The organism is Actinomadura decatromicini, assembly GCF_008121305.1.
GTDB lineage: Bacteria > Actinomycetota > Actinomycetes > Streptosporangiales > Streptosporangiaceae > Spirillospora > Spirillospora syzygii.
In genome coordinates this window covers 435238-451204 of the sequence record NZ_VSRQ01000007.1, presented here as the reverse complement: position 1 = coordinate 451204, position 15967 = coordinate 435238, and the positions used below count along the sequence as shown (strand labels likewise).

16 protein-coding genes are annotated in these 15967 nt (G+C 75.0%); 8 read left to right on the top strand and 8 right to left on the bottom strand.

All coding sequences use genetic code 11. From position 1 onward, the window contains the following. Positions 1–103: 103 nt before the first annotated feature. Both FXF68_RS32065 and FXF68_RS32060 read right to left on the bottom strand, forming a co-directional pair. Complete coding sequence (locus tag FXF68_RS32065) at positions 104–1486, bottom strand: serine/threonine-protein kinase (RefSeq protein ID WP_148765826.1); 1383 nt, start codon at positions 1484–1486, stop codon at positions 104–106. Positions 1487–1951: 465 nt separating this feature from the next. Next, positions 1952–2299 (bottom strand): DUF3099 domain-containing protein, encoded by a 348-nt coding sequence (locus tag FXF68_RS32060; protein ID WP_246179058.1) that lies wholly within the window; start codon positions 2297–2299, stop codon positions 1952–1954. A 68-nt stretch (positions 2300–2367) separates the two neighbouring features. On the opposite strand from FXF68_RS32060, the gene FXF68_RS32055 reads away from it, so the two are divergent. Beyond that, a complete protein-coding gene (locus FXF68_RS32055; RefSeq protein ID WP_148765824.1) occupies positions 2368–2580 on the top strand; it encodes a dodecin in 213 nt (70 codons plus the stop codon). A gap of 101 nt (positions 2581–2681) precedes the next feature. Here FXF68_RS32055 and FXF68_RS32050 read toward each other — a convergent pair whose 3' ends face one another. Further along, complete coding sequence (locus tag FXF68_RS32050) at positions 2682–4055, bottom strand: metallopeptidase TldD-related protein (RefSeq protein ID WP_148766160.1); 1374 nt, start codon at positions 4053–4055, stop codon at positions 2682–2684. Between the two features lie 5 nt (positions 4056–4060). Continuing rightward, positions 4061–5560 (bottom strand): TldD/PmbA family protein, encoded by a 1500-nt coding sequence (locus FXF68_RS32045; RefSeq protein ID WP_222870165.1) that lies wholly within the window; start codon positions 5558–5560, stop codon positions 4061–4063. 204 nt (positions 5561–5764) lie between these two features. On the opposite strand from FXF68_RS32045, the gene FXF68_RS32040 reads away from it, so the two are divergent. Next, positions 5765–6469 (top strand): beta-ketoacyl-ACP reductase, encoded by a 705-nt coding sequence (locus FXF68_RS32040; RefSeq protein WP_148765820.1) that lies wholly within the window; start codon positions 5765–5767, stop codon positions 6467–6469. A 23-nt stretch (positions 6470–6492) separates the two neighbouring features. Next, a complete protein-coding gene (gene fabI / locus FXF68_RS32035) occupies positions 6493–7281 on the top strand; it encodes an enoyl-ACP reductase FabI (RefSeq protein ID WP_148765818.1) in 789 nt (262 codons plus the stop codon). A gap of 116 nt (positions 7282–7397) precedes the next feature. Here the strand turns inward: fabI and FXF68_RS32030 are convergent, their stop codons facing one another. The 3 genes from FXF68_RS32030 to FXF68_RS32020 form a co-directional block, all read right to left on the bottom strand. Continuing rightward, positions 7398–8030, bottom strand: coding sequence for a hypothetical protein (locus FXF68_RS32030; RefSeq protein ID WP_148765816.1), 633 nt, complete (start codon positions 8028–8030; stop codon positions 7398–7400). Between the two features lie 129 nt (positions 8031–8159). After that, the gene (locus tag FXF68_RS32025) at positions 8160–10070 is read right to left on the bottom strand and encodes a helix-hairpin-helix domain-containing protein (protein WP_246179057.1); all 1911 of its coding nucleotides are present in this window, start codon (positions 10068–10070) and stop codon (positions 8160–8162) included. Next, positions 10067–11020, bottom strand: a complete 954-nt coding sequence (locus tag FXF68_RS32020; RefSeq protein WP_148765814.1) for an aldo/keto reductase — start codon at positions 11018–11020, stop codon at positions 10067–10069. Before FXF68_RS32020 ends, FXF68_RS32025 begins: the two co-directional genes overlap by 4 nt. A gap of 69 nt (positions 11021–11089) precedes the next feature. Here FXF68_RS32020 and FXF68_RS32015 point away from each other — a divergent pair, with 69 nt between their 5' ends. Further along, positions 11090–11752 carry a hypothetical protein gene (locus FXF68_RS32015; protein WP_148765812.1) on the top strand — a complete coding sequence of 221 codons (663 nt, stop codon included), beginning with the start codon at positions 11090–11092 and terminating at the stop codon, positions 11750–11752. Here the strand turns inward: FXF68_RS32015 and corA are convergent. Further along, positions 11749–12729, bottom strand: a complete 981-nt coding sequence (gene corA / locus FXF68_RS32010) for a magnesium/cobalt transporter CorA (protein ID WP_187438195.1) — start codon at positions 12727–12729, stop codon at positions 11749–11751. The genes FXF68_RS32015 and corA overlap by 4 nt on opposite strands. 64 nt (positions 12730–12793) lie before the next feature. On the opposite strand from corA, the gene FXF68_RS32005 reads away from it, so the two are divergent. The 4 genes from FXF68_RS32005 (at position 12794) to FXF68_RS31990 (ending at position 15928) form a co-directional block, all read left to right on the top strand. Beyond that, positions 12794–13507 carry an MSMEG_4193 family putative phosphomutase gene (locus tag FXF68_RS32005; RefSeq protein WP_148765808.1) on the top strand — a complete coding sequence of 238 codons (714 nt, stop codon included), beginning with the start codon at positions 12794–12796 and terminating at the stop codon, positions 13505–13507. Positions 13508–13517: 10 nt separating this feature from the next. Next, positions 13518–14066: a DUF3090 domain-containing protein gene (locus FXF68_RS32000; protein ID WP_148765806.1), complete on the top strand. Its 549-nt coding sequence runs from the start codon at positions 13518–13520 to the stop codon at positions 14064–14066. A gap of 53 nt (positions 14067–14119) precedes the next feature. Further along, on the top strand, positions 14120–14911 hold the full coding sequence (locus tag FXF68_RS31995) for an SCO1664 family protein (protein WP_148349298.1): 792 nt from the start codon (positions 14120–14122) through the stop codon (positions 14909–14911). Between the two features lie 252 nt (positions 14912–15163). Next, positions 15164–15928, top strand: a complete 765-nt coding sequence (locus FXF68_RS31990; RefSeq protein WP_148765804.1) for an NRDE family protein — start codon at positions 15164–15166, stop codon at positions 15926–15928. Positions 15929–15967: the final 39 nt, after the last annotated feature.

The following is a 15967-nucleotide window of genomic DNA, read 5'->3' as shown; positions in this document are numbered from 1 at the left end:
AATTCTAGAATCAAATACGGATCAGGTGGGCGCGGTGAGGCGCCTTCGAGGTCGTCTCGCCGCCTGTGATGTTCGTCTCAGCGAGGCCCGTCCCCGCGGCCGGTCAGGGACCTGCGGGGACTTCGGCGAGCAGCCGGGTGAGGCGTGCGGCGCGGTCCGGCGCCACGTCGCCGGGGGCGCGTCCGGCGAGGGCCGCGCGCAGTTCCGCGACGCGGGGGCCGAGGCTCACCTTCTCGCCGCCGTCCACCTGGTTCAGCAGCGTCGTGACCAGGGTGGCGAAGTCGCCGCCGAACCGCGCCCCGACCTCGCCCGCGGCGATGCCCACGTCGATCGCGCGCCGCAGCCGGACGAGCGCGTTCACCGCCGCCGCGCGCGTCCCCGCCGGGACGGCCATGGGCGACGGCGGCGCGGGCGGAACCGGCGACCGGGTCACCGGAGCGGAAGGCTCGGCGGAAGGCGCGGCGGACGAGGGGGCCGACGAGGGGGCCGACGGCGGGACGGTCGGCGGGACGGCGGTGGCGCCGCCCGGCGGCGGCGTCAGGGCCACCCCGCGCGGCGAGTCCGGCAGCGACGGGACGATCACCGCGAGCGGAGCGAGGACCAGCGCCAGCGCCGCCGCCGCGCCGCCGCCGAGGAGCAGCGCGCGGCGCGTCCGGCCGAGCCCGCGCCACCGCGACCCGCGCGCGGCGGGGGAGCGGGACGCGTCCGGGACCGGCCGCGCCGTCCGCGCCGCGCCCAGGGCGAGGGCGCGGGCCGCCTCGGCCGCCGCCGGGCGCTCCTCCGGGTCGGCGGCGCGGCAGCGCCCGGCCAGCTCGACCAGGTCGGCGGGGACCCCGGCCGCCGCGGCCGAACCGGGTCCGGCCTCCGGATCGCCGGTCAGGCACTCGGCGAGCAGCAGGCCGAGCGCGCGGACGTCCGCCGCCTGGCCGGGCGCGATCGGCTCCGTCGGCGGCCCGTCCGCAGCGGTGTCCGGCTCGGGTCCGGCCTCGTCGGCGGCGTCCGCGACGGCGCCGGAGAGGCCGAGGCCGAGGAGCCTCACCCCGTCCGCGGTGAGGAACACCTGCGCGGCCCTCAGATCGCCGTGTGCGATCCCGCAGGCGTGGACGGCGGTCAGGGCGTCGGCGACCTGCGCGCAGACGCTCACGGCCTCCCAGACGGGCGGACGGCCCCCCGCGAGGCGCGCGGCCAGGGACTCGCCGTCCAGGAACTCCGTCACGGTGTAGACGAGCGCGTCGCGGTCGTCGCCCTCCGCCTCGCCGTAGTCGTAGGTGGTGACGACGGCGGGGTGTTCGAGGGAGGCGGCGGCGCGGGCGGCGTCCCCGAGCCGCCGCCGCAGGTCCCGCCGCGTCCGCGGGACGGAGACGAGGGTGACGGCGACGCTCCGGGCGAGCAGCTCGTCGCGCGCCGCCCACACCTCCGCCGGGCCGGGCCGCCCGAGACGGCGGCCCATGCGGTAGCGGTCGTCCAGGCGGAATCCTGGCTTCACGGGGACCTCCCCCGGCGTGGGGACGGTGGGGTGTGTCGCGTCCAGCAGTACGCACCGGGGCCCGGTTCGGATCGGCGCGGACGCCGCACGAGTGCGAAGGAGGAAAAGTTCGCCTCCCCCGGGTTTCGGCCTCTGGCCGGACCAGGCCACCGCCGGGGGTTGTCTTCCCGCCCGGATGTGCCTATGGCCGGGAGTCGCGGGGCCGGGGCGCCGCGGACGGGCCGGTCGGGGCCGGGTGCGGGCGTCTGCGGGTCACGCGCGGGTCATCGGCTTCTCGCGAAAGACCCAGGAGAAGGCCCCGGACATTGAAAAGCGGCGCCGGGTGGATACGGGGGCAATCCACCCGGCGCCGCATCATCGGTGTTCCGACGGGGGCCCGGAACACCGGCACGGGCGCTCCGACGGGGGACCAGAGCGCCGGTACAAATCGTACACCGAAACCCCCCGCGGTTAGTCAAGAGAATGTCACGACCCGATTTCCGGTCGCTGTCCGGAAACCGGCTTCTGTTCGCGCGCCTCGTCCCGTCCCGCGGCGTCGCCGAAGGACGCCGAGGCCGTCGGCTCGCGTCCGCCGTTCGCGACGATCACCGCGACGTAGGGCAGGAAGAGCGCGCCGACCACGAGAAGGATCACCAGCCAGACCGGCGCGCCCGCCACGGCGGCGAGGATCGCGCCGACGAAGCAGCCGGTCCGCACCGCCATCGACATCAGGTACCGGCGCTGGCGGTGGCCGATGTCCTCCGACATGGGGCGGGGAGCGTCGGTGACCGTGTAGACCGCCGGCTCGCGGTGATGGTGGTGATTGACCCTCACGTTTCCACGGTAAGCCCAAGGCGTCCGACTGGCGACAGGAGTACGGGTCAAGACATGGGAGGAACGCCATGACCGATCGCACGTACCGGGTGACGGAGATCGTCGGGACCTCGCCGGAGTCGGTCGAGACCGCCGTCCGCAACGGGATCCGGCGGGCCTCGGAGACGATCCGCCACCTGGACTGGTTCGAGGTGAAGGAGGTCCGCGGCCACATCGAGGACGGCGAGGTCGCCCACTTCCAGGTGACCCTCAAGGTCGGCTTCCGCCTCGAAGACACCTGACCGGCCCGCCGCCCACCCCCCTGCGCGGGCGCTGAGGACGCCCGAGCGCCCCGCGGCCCGCCCCGGCGTGCACGGAGCCGGGCCGGGCCGCGGGAGCGGCGTCAGGACGCCTGTGACACCGTCGACATGTTGAAGTCGGGGACGCGCAGGGCGGGCATCGCGGCGCGGGTGAAGTAGTCCGACCACTCGCGCGGCAGCGTCGGGCCCGTCGAGCCGACCTCGGTGAGGCGGGACAGCAGGTCGACCGGGCTCTCGTTGAACCGGAAGTTGTTCACCGCCCCGACGACCTCGCCGTCCTCGACGAGGTACACGCCGTCGCGGGTCAGGCCGGTGAGCAGCAGGCTCTGCGAGTCGACCTCGCGGATGTACCAGAGGCACGTCAGCAGCAGCCCGCGCTCCGTGCGGGCGACCATGTCCTCCAGCGACGCGCCGCCGTCCGGCCCGGTCATCGTCAGGTTGTCGACGGCGGGGGTGAGCGGCAGCCCGGTGCGCTCGGCGGAGTGCCGGGTCTGGGTGAGCGCGGCGAGCGCGCCGTCCGCGATCCAGTCGGTGCGGCCGAGCGCGAGGCCGTTGTCGAACACCGACGACTCGCGGCTGGACGCGTGCGCGATCACGAACGGGGCGCACTCCAGGCCGGGCGCGGCCGGGTCGCTGGACAGCGTGACGGGCAGGTCCGCGAGCTTCGCGCCGACCCGGGTGCCGCCGCCGGGCGCGCTGAACACGGTGCGCCCGTCCTGCGCGTCCTGCGCGCCCGCCGACCAGTACAGGTAGATCATCAGGTCGGCGACGGCGGACGGCGGCAGGACCGTCTCGTACCGCCCGGCGGGCAGGTCGACGCGCCGCTCGCCCCAGTCCAGGCGGCGGGACAGGTCGGCGGCGAGGGCGGGGACGTCCACGTCCGCGAAGTCGGCGGTGCCGACGCCCGCCCACGCCGAGCCGCCCGAGCCCTTGGCGTTCAGCTCCAGCAGCCCGGTCGGCTGGTCGTGCCGCAGCCGCAGCCCGCCGGAGCTGCCGACGAACGTCGAGGTCAGCTCGTGGTTGGCGAACCCGTACAGGCGCCGGTCGGCGGCGCTCGCCGCGGCGAACGCCTCGCCGAGCGCGGGCGCGACGCCCTCGAACACACCGATGCCGGTCTCGGCGGGGTCGTCGTCCCAGTTCGCGGAGGCGGCTGCGGTGACGAGCGGGGCGGCGTCCTCGGCGGGCTCGTTGCCGGCGGCGTCGGCCTCGGCGGCGCGGACGAGGTCCTCGATCCCGTCGGCGCCGACCGCCGACCGGGACACCACGCCCGCGGCGACGCCGCCCGCGGTGTGCCGCAGCGCGATGACGGTGAGGCGGTTGGAGCGGGTGACGCCGTTGGTGGTGAGCGTGTTCCCGGCCCACCGCAGGTTCGCGGTGCTCGCCTCGTCGGCGATGACGACGCACTCGTCCGCGCGGGACAGCGCCAGGGCCCGCTCCACGGCGTCCTGCGGCCTGATCGTGCTCACTGTCCGGCCTCCTTCAGGGCGTTGAGGATGTTGACGCCGCGGAACAGCGCGGACGGGCACCCGTGGCTGACCGGCGCGACCTGCCCCGGCTGTCCCTTCCCGCAGTTGAACGCGCCGCCGAGCACGTACGTCCGCGGCCCGCCGACGGCCTCCATCGAGTTCCAGAAGTCGGTGGTGGTCGCCTGGTAGGCGACGTCGCGGAGCTGCCCGGCCAGGCGCCCGTTCTCGATCCGGTAGAAGCGCTGCCCGGTGAACTGGAAGTTGTACCGCTGCATGTCGATCGACCAGCTCTTGTCGCCCAGGATGTAGATGCCGCGGTCGACGCCGGAGATCAGCTCGTCGGTGGACGGCCCGCCCTCGGCGGGCTTCAGCGACACGTTCGCCATCCGCTGGATCGGCATGCTGGACGCCGAGTCCGCGAACGCGCACCCGTTGGACCGGTCGGCGCCGGTGAGGCGCGCGATCCGCCGGTCGGTCTGGTACCCGGTGAACCGGCCCTCGGCGATGATGTCGAACGCCTGCGCCTGGACGCCCTCGTCGTCGTACCCGATCGTCGCGAGGCCGTGCTCGGCGGTGCGGTCGCCGGTGACGTTCATGACCTTCGAGCCGTACTGGAGGTTCCCGAGCTTGTCGGGCGTGGCGAACGACGTCCCCGCGTAGGCGGCCTCGTAGCCGAGCGCCCGGTCCAGCTCGGTGGCGTGCCCGATCGACTCGTGGATCGTCAGCCACAGGTTGGACGGGTCGACCACCACGTCGTACACGCCCGGGTCCACGGACGGCGCGGCGAGCTTCTCGGCGAGCAGCTCGGGGATGCGGGCGAGTTCGCCGTCCCAGTCCCAGTGCGCGCCGGACAGCCACTCCCACCCGTACCCGGCGGGCGGCGCGAGCGTCCGCATCGTGTCGAACAGGCCGCCGGAGATGCCGACGGCGTTCACCACCGGGTGCAGCCGGACGCGCTGCTGCGTGGTGACCGTCCCGGCGAGGTCGGCGTAGAACTTGTTCTCCTTGACCTGGAGAAGGGTCGCGTCGACGTGGTCGACGCGGTCGTCGCCGAGCAGGCGGCGGCTCCAGTCGGCGAGGAGCGCGACCTTGTCGGCGGTCGGGACGGTGAACGGGTCGGTCTCGTACGCCGACACCCACGTCCGCTCGCCGTGGACGGGCTCGGGGGCCAGCTCGATCGGCTCGCGGTTGACGGCCTTCGCGACGGCGGCGACCTCCACGGCCCGCGCGGCGACGCGGGCCGCGCCGTCCGGGGTGAGGTCGATGCCCGCCGCGAACCCCCATGTGCCGTCCTTGACGACCCGGACCGACAGGCCGACGTCGTCGGCGTCCAGGGCGGTCTCCAGGGCGGCGTCGTGCAGCCTGAGGGTCTGGCTGCGGATGCGTTCGAGACGGAAGTCGGCGTGCTCCGCGCCGAGCTCCCGGGCGCGGGCGAGGGCCGCGTCCGCCAGCGCGCGGAGCGGCAGCGAGAGGAAGGTTGGATCGATGTCATGCACCCTTGGCAACCTACCCGCCGCGCCCATGCGGGATACCGTGCGGGACATGCGGGTGAGACCGCGCGGCGGCCTGAACAAACGGGGTGCGCGGATCTTGTCGGGTCGGTACATCCGCAGTGCCGCCCGGTGCCGCTAGGGTCGACCCGCAGCCACAGCGGAACAGTCGGTGAAATGCACGGACGTGCAGCAGACGAGAGGGTCGTGATGAGTCGCTCTGTCCTCGTGACCGGGGGGAACCGGGGCATCGGCCTCGCGATCGCCCGGGAGCTCGCCGCGGCGGGCGACGCGGTCGCCGTCACCTACCGGTCGGGCGAGCCCCCCGAGGGGCTGTTCGGCGTGCGGTGCGACGTCACCAGCGCCGAGGACGTCGACGCCGCGTTCGCGAAGGTCGAGGCGGAGCAGGGCCCGGTCGAGGTGCTGGTCGCCAACGCCGGGATCACCAAGGACACGCTCCTCGCCATCATGAGCGAGGACACCTTCATGTCCGTCCTGGACACGAACCTCACCGGCGCGTACCGGGTCGCGAAGCGCGGCGTGAAGGGCATGATGCGCAAGCGGTCGGGACGGATCGTCCTGGTCTCCTCGGTCGTGGGGCTGATGGGCTCGCCGGGGCAGTCCAACTACGCCGCGTCCAAGGCGGGCCTGGTCGGCTTCGCCCGGTCCCTCGCCCGCGAGCTCGGCTCGCGCGGCATCACGGTGAACGTGGTCGCGCCGGGGTTCGTCGACACCGACATGACGGCGGTCCTGACCGAGGACCAGCAGAAGTCGATCACCGCGGCGGTGCCGCTCGGCCGGATCGCGCGGCCGGAAGAGATCGCGAAGGCGGTGCGGTTCGTGGCGAGCGAGGACGCCGCCTACATCACCGGGGCCGTGATCCCGGTGGACGGCGGCCTCGGCATGGGTCACTGACGGGGATTGGGGCACTGACGGTCATGGGCATTCTCGAAGGCAAGCGGATCCTGGTCACCGGCGTCCTCACCGACGCGTCGATCGGCTTCCACATCGCGCGGGTCGCGCAGGAGCAGGGTGCGGAGGTGGCGCTGACCGCCTACCCGCGGCCGACGCTGACGCAGCGGACGGCGAAGCGGCTGCCGTCCGGGCCCGACTCGCCGCCCCCGGTGATCGAGCTGGACGTGACGAACTCCGAGCAGCTCGGCGCGCTCGCCGGGAACCTGCGCGAGCACGGCTTCGACCACCTGGACGGCGTCGTCCACGCGATCGCGTTCGCGCCGCAGACCGCGCTCGGCGGCACGTTCCTGGAGACGCCGTGGGAGGACGTCGCGACCGCCGTGCACGCGTCGACGTACTCGCTGAAGTCGCTGACGATGGCGTGCCTGCCGCTGATGAAGGACGGCGGGTCCGTCGTCGGGCTCGACTTCGACGCCTCCAAGGCGTGGCCGGTGTACGACTGGATGGGCGTGGCGAAGGCCGGGCTGGAGTCGTGCTCCCGCTACCTCGCCAAGTACCTCGGGCCGCAGGGCATCCGGGTGAACCTCGTCGCCGCGGGCCCGCTCGCCACGATGGCGGCGAAGAGCATCCCCGGCTTCGAGGGGCTGACGGACATCTGGGCGCAGGCGGCGCCCCTCGGCTGGGACCTCAAGAACAGCGAGCCGACGGCGCGCGCGTGCGTGGCGCTGCTGTCGGACTGGTTCCCGGCGACGACGGGCGAGATCGTCCACGTGGACGGCGGCCTGCACTCGGTCGGCGCCCCGGCGATGTAGCACGGCCGTGTGAGCCTCTGACGCGCCGTACGAGCCTCTGAACGCGAGGAGAGGCCCCTCCCACCGCGCGGGAGGGGCCTCTCGTCTTCGCGCCGGTACCGGCCGTCTCCGGGACGTCAGCGGCGCCCCGGGGCGGCGCGGCGGCGGAGGGCGCGGCCCGCGACGCTGAGGTGCAGCGCGGCGACGGCGCCCGCCGCCCCGGCGGCCGCGGCGACCCACGGCGTGCGGGCGGTGCCGCCCTCGGTGGCGGCGACGGGGGAGATGAGCCGGGTCCGCGGCGTGCCGGACGTCTGGTAGACGTCCGGGTCGGCGACCTCCGGCGACGGCAGGACGCCCGGCGGCGCGCCGGGCGGGACGAGCGACCCGGACGGCGGCGCGGCGCCCCCGTAAGGGCGCAGGCCGCGCGCGTCGGTCATCGTGGACGGCGCCGGAGCGCCGGGCGGCGCGGCCCGCCGGGACGGTGTCCGCGCGGGCAGCTTGTGCGGCGTCGTCTTCGAGGTCTTCTTCGGCGCGGTGCCCGCGGTTCTGGTCGGGGCGGGCGCCGGCGCGGCCGGGCTCTTCGGGAGAATCGCGTCGCGCAGGTTGCCGAGGTTGCACTTCCAGTTCTCGACCGTGCTCGCCGGGTCGGTTCCCTTCTTGCAGATCTCCGCGGCGGCCGCGTCGGCCGGGCCCGCGGAGATGACCAGGACGATCGCCCCGGCGGAGACCGCCGCCGACGCCGAACCGAGCCGCACGAGCCGCTGGGGCATGTTGGTCCTCCACCCGATGCCGTCCCTCACCCTTGTTGACATCGTGTCCCATAAGAGGGGGTGAGTAAACCACGGCACGGCGGTTTCTTTACTCCGCCGCGACCCTCGGGCGCCCTACCGCACAACGAGTTACCGCACGACGAGTCTCGCCAGGCGGGTGCGCCGTCCGGGGGCCTCCTCCTCGCGGACCGCCTTGGCCAGCGCGGGCCCGGCGGCCTGCACGACCGACAGGTGCCGCCGCGCCAGCCCGAACGCCGTGGCCACGAGCGGCCGGGACAGCCCGTCCGGCGTCAGGACGGCGACGACGCCGGGACGGCGCGTCCCGCGCGCCAGCGCGACCGGCACCGCCCAGCCGTGCCGGAGCCGCGCCGCGTCGGCGGGAGCGACGACGGCCGCGCCGCCGGGGAATTCGACGTCCAGGCCGTGCGGTCCGCCGCCGGTGACGACGCCGGTCTCGCCGGTGGGGGCGCAGGGGAGCGGCGCGGCGACGACGACGCGGTCGCCCGGGTCGAGCCCGGCGAACCGTCCGGGGCCGGGGTTCAGCCGGGCCTTGAGCGCCGCGTTCAGCGCGCCCGCGCCCGCGTCGCCGCCCGCGGCGGGCGTCACGATCTGGACGTCCTCCGCCGGGATGCCGAGCGCCCGGGGGATCGAGTCGGTGACGAGTTGCACGGCCCGGTGGACGGCCTCGCCGGGGCTCTCGGCCGGGACGATGACGACCTCGCGTCCGGGGGCGTCCACGGCGGCGAGGTCGCCGCCGCGCACCGCCTCGGTCAGCGCGCCCACCGGGCCGGACGGCGCCGCGTCCAGCGTCACCACCGGGACGGTCTCGGACGCCTCAAGGTCGTCCAGCGGGCGTCCGGGACCGGTGGGCGGCGGCGCGCCGGGCTCCGCGCAGAGCACCAGGTGGGCGCCGTCGGGGCACGCCTCGACCAGCACGGCGCACAGCTCGACGTCGAGCGCCGCCGCGTCCGCGACGACGACCAGGTCGAGCTCGAAGGGCTCCCGCTCGCCGCGCCCGTAGACGACCGCGCCGGGCGCGGCGGACGGGTCGTCGCGCGGCTCCAGCAGCCGGTGCAGGCTCGCCACCGTCACGCCTTCCGCGTCGGCAGCGAGGTCGGCGGCGAGGTCGGCGGCGGCGCGGTCGGTGGGCGTCGCGACCGCGACCCGCAGGCCCTGACCGGCCGCCGCGGCGGCGACGCCGAGCGCGGCGCGCTCCAGGTCGCCGGGCGTGCCGCGCAGGACGCTCACCCCGGTGCGCAGCGCGGCGGTGAGCGCGAGGGAGCGGTCCTCGGGCAGGCCGTCGCGCAGTTCCTTGAGGGCCGCGTCGTCCAGCAGCGGGACGGCGGTGAGCGTCAGCCGCTGGAAGCCCTCGGCCGCCGCCTCCTCGGCGAGCGCCCACCGCGCGGGGCCGAGCGTCTCCTCCGGCTCGGGCGGCTCGGCGTCCTCGGCGAAGGACTCCTCGTCGAACTCGGGCTCCTCGGTGAGCGCGAGGACGTCCGCCTCGTCCAGCGCCGCCTCGACGGCCCGGCGCGGGTCGCCGACCCGCACGCGCTCCAGCGCGGACACGACGTCCGCCACGGGCGTCACCGTGTGGCCGCCGCGCGCCGCCTCCGTCAGCAGGTGCAGGACGAGCGCCCGGCCGCGCCGCGGGTCGTCCGGCCGCGCGGCGTCGCCGAGCACGGCGCGGGCGAAGTGGTCGGCCTGCCGGGGCGCGACGCCGGGGACGCGCAGCAGCCGCCACGGGTCGTCGCGGAGCCGTCCGGCGGCGCCCGGGCCGAGGCGGGCGGCCGCGCGGGCCGCGAGCGGCGCGGGCACGCCCGTCGCGGCGAACAGCTCGGCCAGGGCGGGAAGGCCGTCCTGCGCCGCCGCCGCGCCGTTCCGGGGGGCGGGCGCGCGGTCCTCCTCCGGCTTCGGCTCCGGCGCTCTGCCGGGAGCGGCAGCGGCGGCCTCGGCGGCGCGCATCGCCTCGGCGGCGCGCGCCGCCCGCTCGGCGTGAGACGGGCCGTCCGGTCCAGGGGCGGGGCGGGGTGTGTCGGTCACGGGCTTCCCGTCGCGGTGTCGGAGACGTCGTCCAGCGCCGCCCGGATCTCGTGCGGCAGCGTGAGGTCCTCGCTCTCCAGTATCACGCCGAGCTGCGCCGCCGTGCGCGCACCGACGATCGGCGCGGCGACGCCCGGCCGGTCGCGGACCCAGGCGAGCGCGACGGCGAGCGGGGAGCGGCCGAGGCCCTCGGCGGCGGTCACCACCGACTCGACGATCCGGGAGCACTCCTCGTCCAGGTACGGCTTGACGAACTCGGCGTAGTGCGCGGCGGCGGCGCGCGACCCGGCGGGGATGCCGGTGCGGTACTTGCCGGTGAGCACGCCCCGCCCGAGCGGCGACCACGGCAGCAGCCCGGCCCCGGCGTCCAGCGCGGCGGGCACGACCTCCCGCTCGATGTCGCGGCTCAGCAGCGAGTACTCCTGCTGCGCGGACACGACCGGCGCGCGGCCCGGCCAGGCGCGCTGCCACGCGGCGGCCTTCGCCACCTGCCAGCCCGCGTAGTTCGACACGCCGACGTAGCGCGTCCGGCCGGACGCGACGGCCTCGTCCAGCGCGGACAGCGTCTCCTCCAGCGGCGTCGCCGGGTCGTAGACGTGGAGCTGCCACAGGTCGACGTGGTCGAGGTCCATGCGGTCCAGGGAGGCGTCGAGGGCGCGGAGCAGGTGCCGCCGGGACCCGTCGTAGCGCCCGTTCGGCCTGATCGCGGCCTTGGTGGCGACGACGAGGCCGTCCCGGTCGACCAGCTCGCGCAGCAGGTGCCCGAGGATCCGCTCGCTGTCGCCGTCGTTGTACACGTCGGCGGTGTCCACGAGCGTGCCCCCCGCCTCGGCGAACGCGACGAGCTGCGCCGCGGCCTCGTCCGGCTCGGTGTCCTGGCCCCAGGTCATGGTGCCGAGGCCCAGCCGGGACACCAGCAGCCCGCTCCGCCCGAGGTGACGCTCCTTCATAGGCGGCAAATGTAGCGGTCCGCGGGACGGCTGTTGCCGCCGCCCGCCGCCGCGCTAGGGTGCGCGACCATGGCGCCACCTCCCTTTTCGACGGACTCCCCGGACGCGCCGGAAGGCGGCGGCGGACCGGGCGCGGCGCCCGCGTTCGGCGCCGGTCCGGGCGACGACCCCGGCTACCTCGCGTCCCTGCGCGGCCGCACCGAGCTCGGCCGGATGCGCCTGCTGATGCTCGTCCTCGCCGCCGCGCCGGTGCTGATCCTGGCGATCACGCCGCTGATCGTCGTCGGCGGCCCGGACGACCCGGCGCCCTGGCTGTTCGCCCCGCTGGCCGCCGCCGCCGGGGCCGCCGCGCTGGCCGGGCCGCGCACGCCGCGCCCGATGGCCCCGGAGGACGACCCACGCCGCGCCGCCGCGGCGGCGCTGCCGCTGTTCCGGCAGGCGCTGCTGGCGCGGTTCGCGCTCGCCGAGGCCGTGATCGTGCTCGGTATGCCTCTCTCGATCGCCGGGCAGAGCGAGCTGGTGTTCGCCGCCGGGTTCGTCCTCGGATACCCGCTGCTGCTGTGGCTGGCGCTGCCCACCCGCGGCGGCGTCGAGCGGCTGCGCCGCAGGCTGGAGTCGCGGGGCGCCGAGTCGCACCTGTGGGCCGTCCTGCTCGCCGAACCCGCGCCGCGCGACGCCGTCCCGCACGACACCGTCCCGCACGACACCGTCCCGCACGACGCCGTGGACTAGAGCCAGCCGCTCTTGCGGAGGCGGCGGAACAGCAGCGTGCACGCGACCGCCATCGTCACGATGACCAGCGGGTATCCGTACTTCCAGTGGAGCTCGGGCATCTGGTTGAAGTTCATGCCGTAGATCCCGGCGATCGCGGTCGGCACCGCGATGATCGCCGCCCACGCGGAGATCTTCCGCATGTCCTCGTTCTGCCGCTTGCCGAGCAGCGCGAGATGCGCGGTCAGGACGCTGTTGAGCAGCTCGTTGTGCGCGTCGACCTGCTCGTCCACGCGTAGCAGGTGGTCGAGGACGTCGCGGAAGTACTCGCGGGTCGAGCCGCACTCGGCGACCCGCCCCTTCACGATCTCCGTCAGCACCGGGACCAGCGGGTCCTCCGCGCCGCGGAACTCCAGCACCTCCCGTTTCAGGGAGTAGACGTCCTCGGTGACGTCGCGCGCGGACGGGTCGAACACGGCCCGCTCCAGCCCGATGATGTCGACCTCGACCTCGTGCGCGACGATGCCGTACCGGTCGACGACCTCGTCGCACACCGCGTACAGCACGCTCGTCGCGCCGTGCATGAGCATCTCGGGGGAGTCCTCCAGCCGCTTGCGGACGGGCCCGAGCGGGTTCCCCGCGCCGTGCCGCACGGTGACGACGAAGTCGGGGCCGAGGAACACCATGATCTCGCCGACCTCGATGTCGGACGTCTCGTCGATGTAGGTCAGCGTCTTCAGCACGATGAACAGGGTGTCGTCGTAGCGCTCCAGCTTCGGCCGCTGGTGCGCCGACACGGCGTCCTCGGCGGCCAGCGGATGGAGCTGGAGCTCGTCCTTGACCAGCTCGAACTCCTCCTCGTCGGGTTCGAACAACCCGATCCAGACGAAGCAGTCGCCCTCCTCGCGGGCGAGGTCGAAGGCGTCGCTGATGTCGCCCTCGATGTCGCGGCGGGTCCCGTCGGCGTAGATGGCCTTGTCCACGATCACAGCCCGCATTGTCCCGCATCCGCGGCGCGCCCGGGCCGTGCCGGACGTTCCGTGATCTCTTAGAGTGGCCGGTGTGACCACCCTTCTCCTGGTGCGGCACGGCCTGACCGCGATGACCGGCCCCGTGCTGGCCGGCTGGACGCCCGGCGTCCGCCTCGACGAGCGCGGCCGCGCGCAGGCCGCCGCCCTCGCCGCCCGCCTCGCGCCGCTGCCGCTCGCCGCCGTCGTCGCGAGCCCCCTCGACCGCTGCGCCGAGACCGCCGAGGCCGTCGCCGCCGGCCGGACGGGCCCCGCCGGGAAGGTCGAGACCGACGACCGGTTCGGCGAGGTCCGCTACGGCGACTGGACCGGCCGCCCCCTCAAGGAGCTGGCAGAGGAGCCGCTGTGGCGGGTCGTGCAGGCCCACCCGAGCGCCGTCCGGTTCCCCGGCGAGGACGGGGAGTCGCTCGCGGGCGCGCAGCACCGCGCCGTCACCGCCGTCCGCGACTGGAACCAGCGGATCGCCGCCGAGCACGGGCCCGACGCCCTCTACGCCGTGTGCAGCCACGGCGACATCATCAAGGCGGTCGTCGCGGACGCGCTCGGCCTCCACCTCGACCAGTTCCAGCGGATCCAGGCCGACCCCGCGTCGCTCACCGTCATCCGGTACACCGAGACGCGGCCGTTCGTCGTCCGCGTCAACGACACCGGCGGCGACGTCGCCGCCCTCGTTCCGGAACCGCCGGGGGAGGGCGCCGGAAAAGCCGGACTCGGGCCGGGTGACGCGCCCGTCGGCGGCGGCGCGTAGGGTCGGTGTCATGCCCGTCATCTCCTACGACCCGCCGGAGCGGTTCGTCGCCGGCGCCGTCGGGCGTCCCGGCGACCGGGCCTTCTACCTGCAGGCGCGCTCCGGCCGCCGGGTCACCAGCGTCGGACTGGAGAAGTTCCAGGTCACGCTGCTGGCCGAACGGCTGGAGGAGCTCCTGGACGAGGTGCTGCGGCGCAGCGGCGGCGACGCCCCCGTGCCCGCCGTCACGCCGTCCGAGCTGCTCGACGACGGCCCGCTCGACCAGCCCGTCGAGGAGGAGTTCCGGGTCGGCACCATGGCCCTCGCCTGGGACCCCGACGACGAGCAGGTCGTCATCGAGGCGCAGGAGGTCACCGAGACCGAGGAGGAGGCCGAGGTCGGCGAGGACGACCCCGCCATCGCCGTGCTCCGCGTCCGGATCAGCGCCGCCCAGGCCCGCGCGTTCGCCGAGCGCGCCCTGAAGGTCGTCGCCGCCGGGCGCCCGCCCTGCCCCCTGTGCGGCCTGCCCCTCGACGCCGAGGGCCACGTGTGCCCCCGGCAGAACGGATACCTCGGCTGAGATGACGACCCGTTGTGCTGGATCATGGACGGCGCGGCCGGGAGAATGAGGCCATGACGCAGTCCTCCCGCGACCGGGCCCCCGCCGGCGACGCCGCCGGGCAGGGCGCGTCCGAACGCCCCGTGCACCCCCGGGACGTCGCCGCCGCGGAGGGGCTGCTGTCCGCCGGGCGGATCAGCGTCGAAGGCCGGCTCGTCCAGGCGTCCAACGCCACCCTGTACTGCTCCATCGAGCACGACGGGCGCACCGCCGCCTGCGTCTACAAGCCCGTCGCCGGCGAGCGCCCCCTCTGGGACTTCCCCGACGGCACCCTCGCCGAGCGGGAGGTCGCCGCCTACGAGGTGTCCAAGACGATGGGCTGGGGGACCGTCCCGCCGACCGTCCACCGCGACGGCCCCTACGGGCCCGGCATGGTCCAGCTGTGGGTCGAACCCGACCCCGACATCGACCTCGTCGGCCTGTCGCGCTCCGACGACGACGCCATCCGCCGCATGGCCGTCTTCGACGCCGTCGTCAACAACGCCGACCGCAAGATCGGCCACCTGCTGCCCCCCGGCGACGGCCACGTCTACGGCTGCGACCACGGCGTGTGCTTCTCCGTCGAGTACAAGCTCAGGACCGTCCTGTGGCAGTGGCGCGGCAAACCCCTCACCCCCGAGGCCCTCGACGCGCTCGGCCGCGTCCACGCCGCCCTGCGCGGCGGGCCCCTCGCCGCCCGCCTCTCCGAACTCCTCACCCCCGCCGAGGTCGACGCCACCCGGCGGCGCGTCGAACTGATGCTCAAACACCGCATCCACCCGTACCCGCCCGAGGACTGGCCGGCCATCCCTTGGCCGCCCCTTTAGTGTGGGGGGCGACCCCCCACGCCCCCCGGGCGACGCAGGCGATCCTCACGCCGCTGTTTCCGTCTTTTGCGCCTGTGCGGGTGCCCTTCGCGTCGCTGCGGTCGCCTGCGTCGGCGGGGTGGGCGGCCTCCGGCGCTGGGGCGCCTCCGGCCGCCCACCCCGTGACCCCGGCTGAGGTTTCGTCCGGGGAGGGCGTTCGGCTCGGCGGGACCCGGGGGGTTGGGGAAATGTCGCTGGTGTTGGAATTGGGGGATGTGTACGGCGATCGTTCATGTTGATCCGGGGTCTGTGGTGCCTGTCCTGGTTGTGGGGGTTCGAGACGAGTTCGTTGCTCGGTCCTGGGAGGCGCCTCGGGCTTACTGGGGGGATCGGCCTTCGGTCGTCGGGGGGCGGGATCTGCGGGCCGGGGGGACCTGGCTCGCTGTGGAGCCCGGGGCGCCTCGGGTCGCGACCGTGCTCAACGGGCGGGGGCGGCTGGCTGATGAGGCGGTTCGGGTTTCGCGGGGGGAACTGCCCCTGGTCGCTGCTTCCGAGGGGAAGTTGGGGGAGCTCGATCTTCGCGGGTTCGATCCGTTCCATCTGCTGGTGGCTGAGCCTGGGCGGGTTCGGCTGTGGAGTTGGGACGGGGCCGAGGTCAGCGAGCGGGAGCTGGGGGCCGGGCTCCACATGATCGTCAACAGTGGGCTTGAGGGGGAGGGGCAGCTCGAAGGGGCCACTGAGGACGCCTACATGGCTGCGCGGCTTGATTACTTCCGGCCTCGGCTGGAGGCTGTGGGGCGGCCTTCACCTGGGTTTGGGGACCCGGTCGATGTTGCTTGGGGGGAGTGGCTGCCGTTGCTGAACGGGGGCGGGCTGCCTCGGGCGGATCATCGGGCGCTGCTTCCGCTGCTCGACCTGGGGGACGGGCGGGTCTGGGGGACCACCTCCGTCAGTCTCGTGGCTCTGGGGCGGGACGGGGTGCGGTACGACTTCTCCGCCGCGCCCGGGGACGCCGGGGCCTGGACGCGCGTGCTGTAGCCGTTTTCCGCCGAGTGGGCGCGGGCGCGTGACGCTCGG

Excerpts from the sequence above, each read along its gene's own strand:
- FXF68_RS32055 (WP_148765824.1), top strand. The coding sequence starts at position 2,368 with ATGACCGATCGCACGTACCGGGTGACGGAGATCGTCGGGACCTCGCCG.
- FXF68_RS32040 (WP_148765820.1), top strand. The coding sequence starts at position 5,765 with ATGAGTCGCTCTGTCCTCGTGACCGGGGGGAACCGGGGCATCGGCCTC.
- fabI (WP_148765818.1), top strand. The coding sequence starts at position 6,493 with ATGGGCATTCTCGAAGGCAAGCGGATCCTGGTCACCGGCGTCCTCACC.
- FXF68_RS32030 (WP_148765816.1), bottom strand. The coding sequence starts at position 8,030 with ATGCCCCAGCGGCTCGTGCGGCTCGGTTCGGCGTCGGCGGCGGTCTCC.
- FXF68_RS32020 (WP_148765814.1), bottom strand. The coding sequence starts at position 11,020 with ATGAAGGAGCGTCACCTCGGGCGGAGCGGGCTGCTGGTGTCCCGGCTG.
- FXF68_RS32015 (WP_148765812.1), top strand. The coding sequence starts at position 11,090 with ATGGCGCCACCTCCCTTTTCGACGGACTCCCCGGACGCGCCGGAAGGC.
- corA (WP_187438195.1), bottom strand. The coding sequence starts at position 12,729 with ATGCGGGCTGTGATCGTGGACAAGGCCATCTACGCCGACGGGACCCGC.
- FXF68_RS32000 (WP_148765806.1), top strand. The coding sequence starts at position 13,518 with ATGCCCGTCATCTCCTACGACCCGCCGGAGCGGTTCGTCGCCGGCGCC.
- FXF68_RS31995 (WP_148349298.1), top strand. The coding sequence starts at position 14,120 with ATGACGCAGTCCTCCCGCGACCGGGCCCCCGCCGGCGACGCCGCCGGG.
- FXF68_RS31990 (WP_148765804.1), top strand. The coding sequence starts at position 15,164 with ATGTGTACGGCGATCGTTCATGTTGATCCGGGGTCTGTGGTGCCTGTC.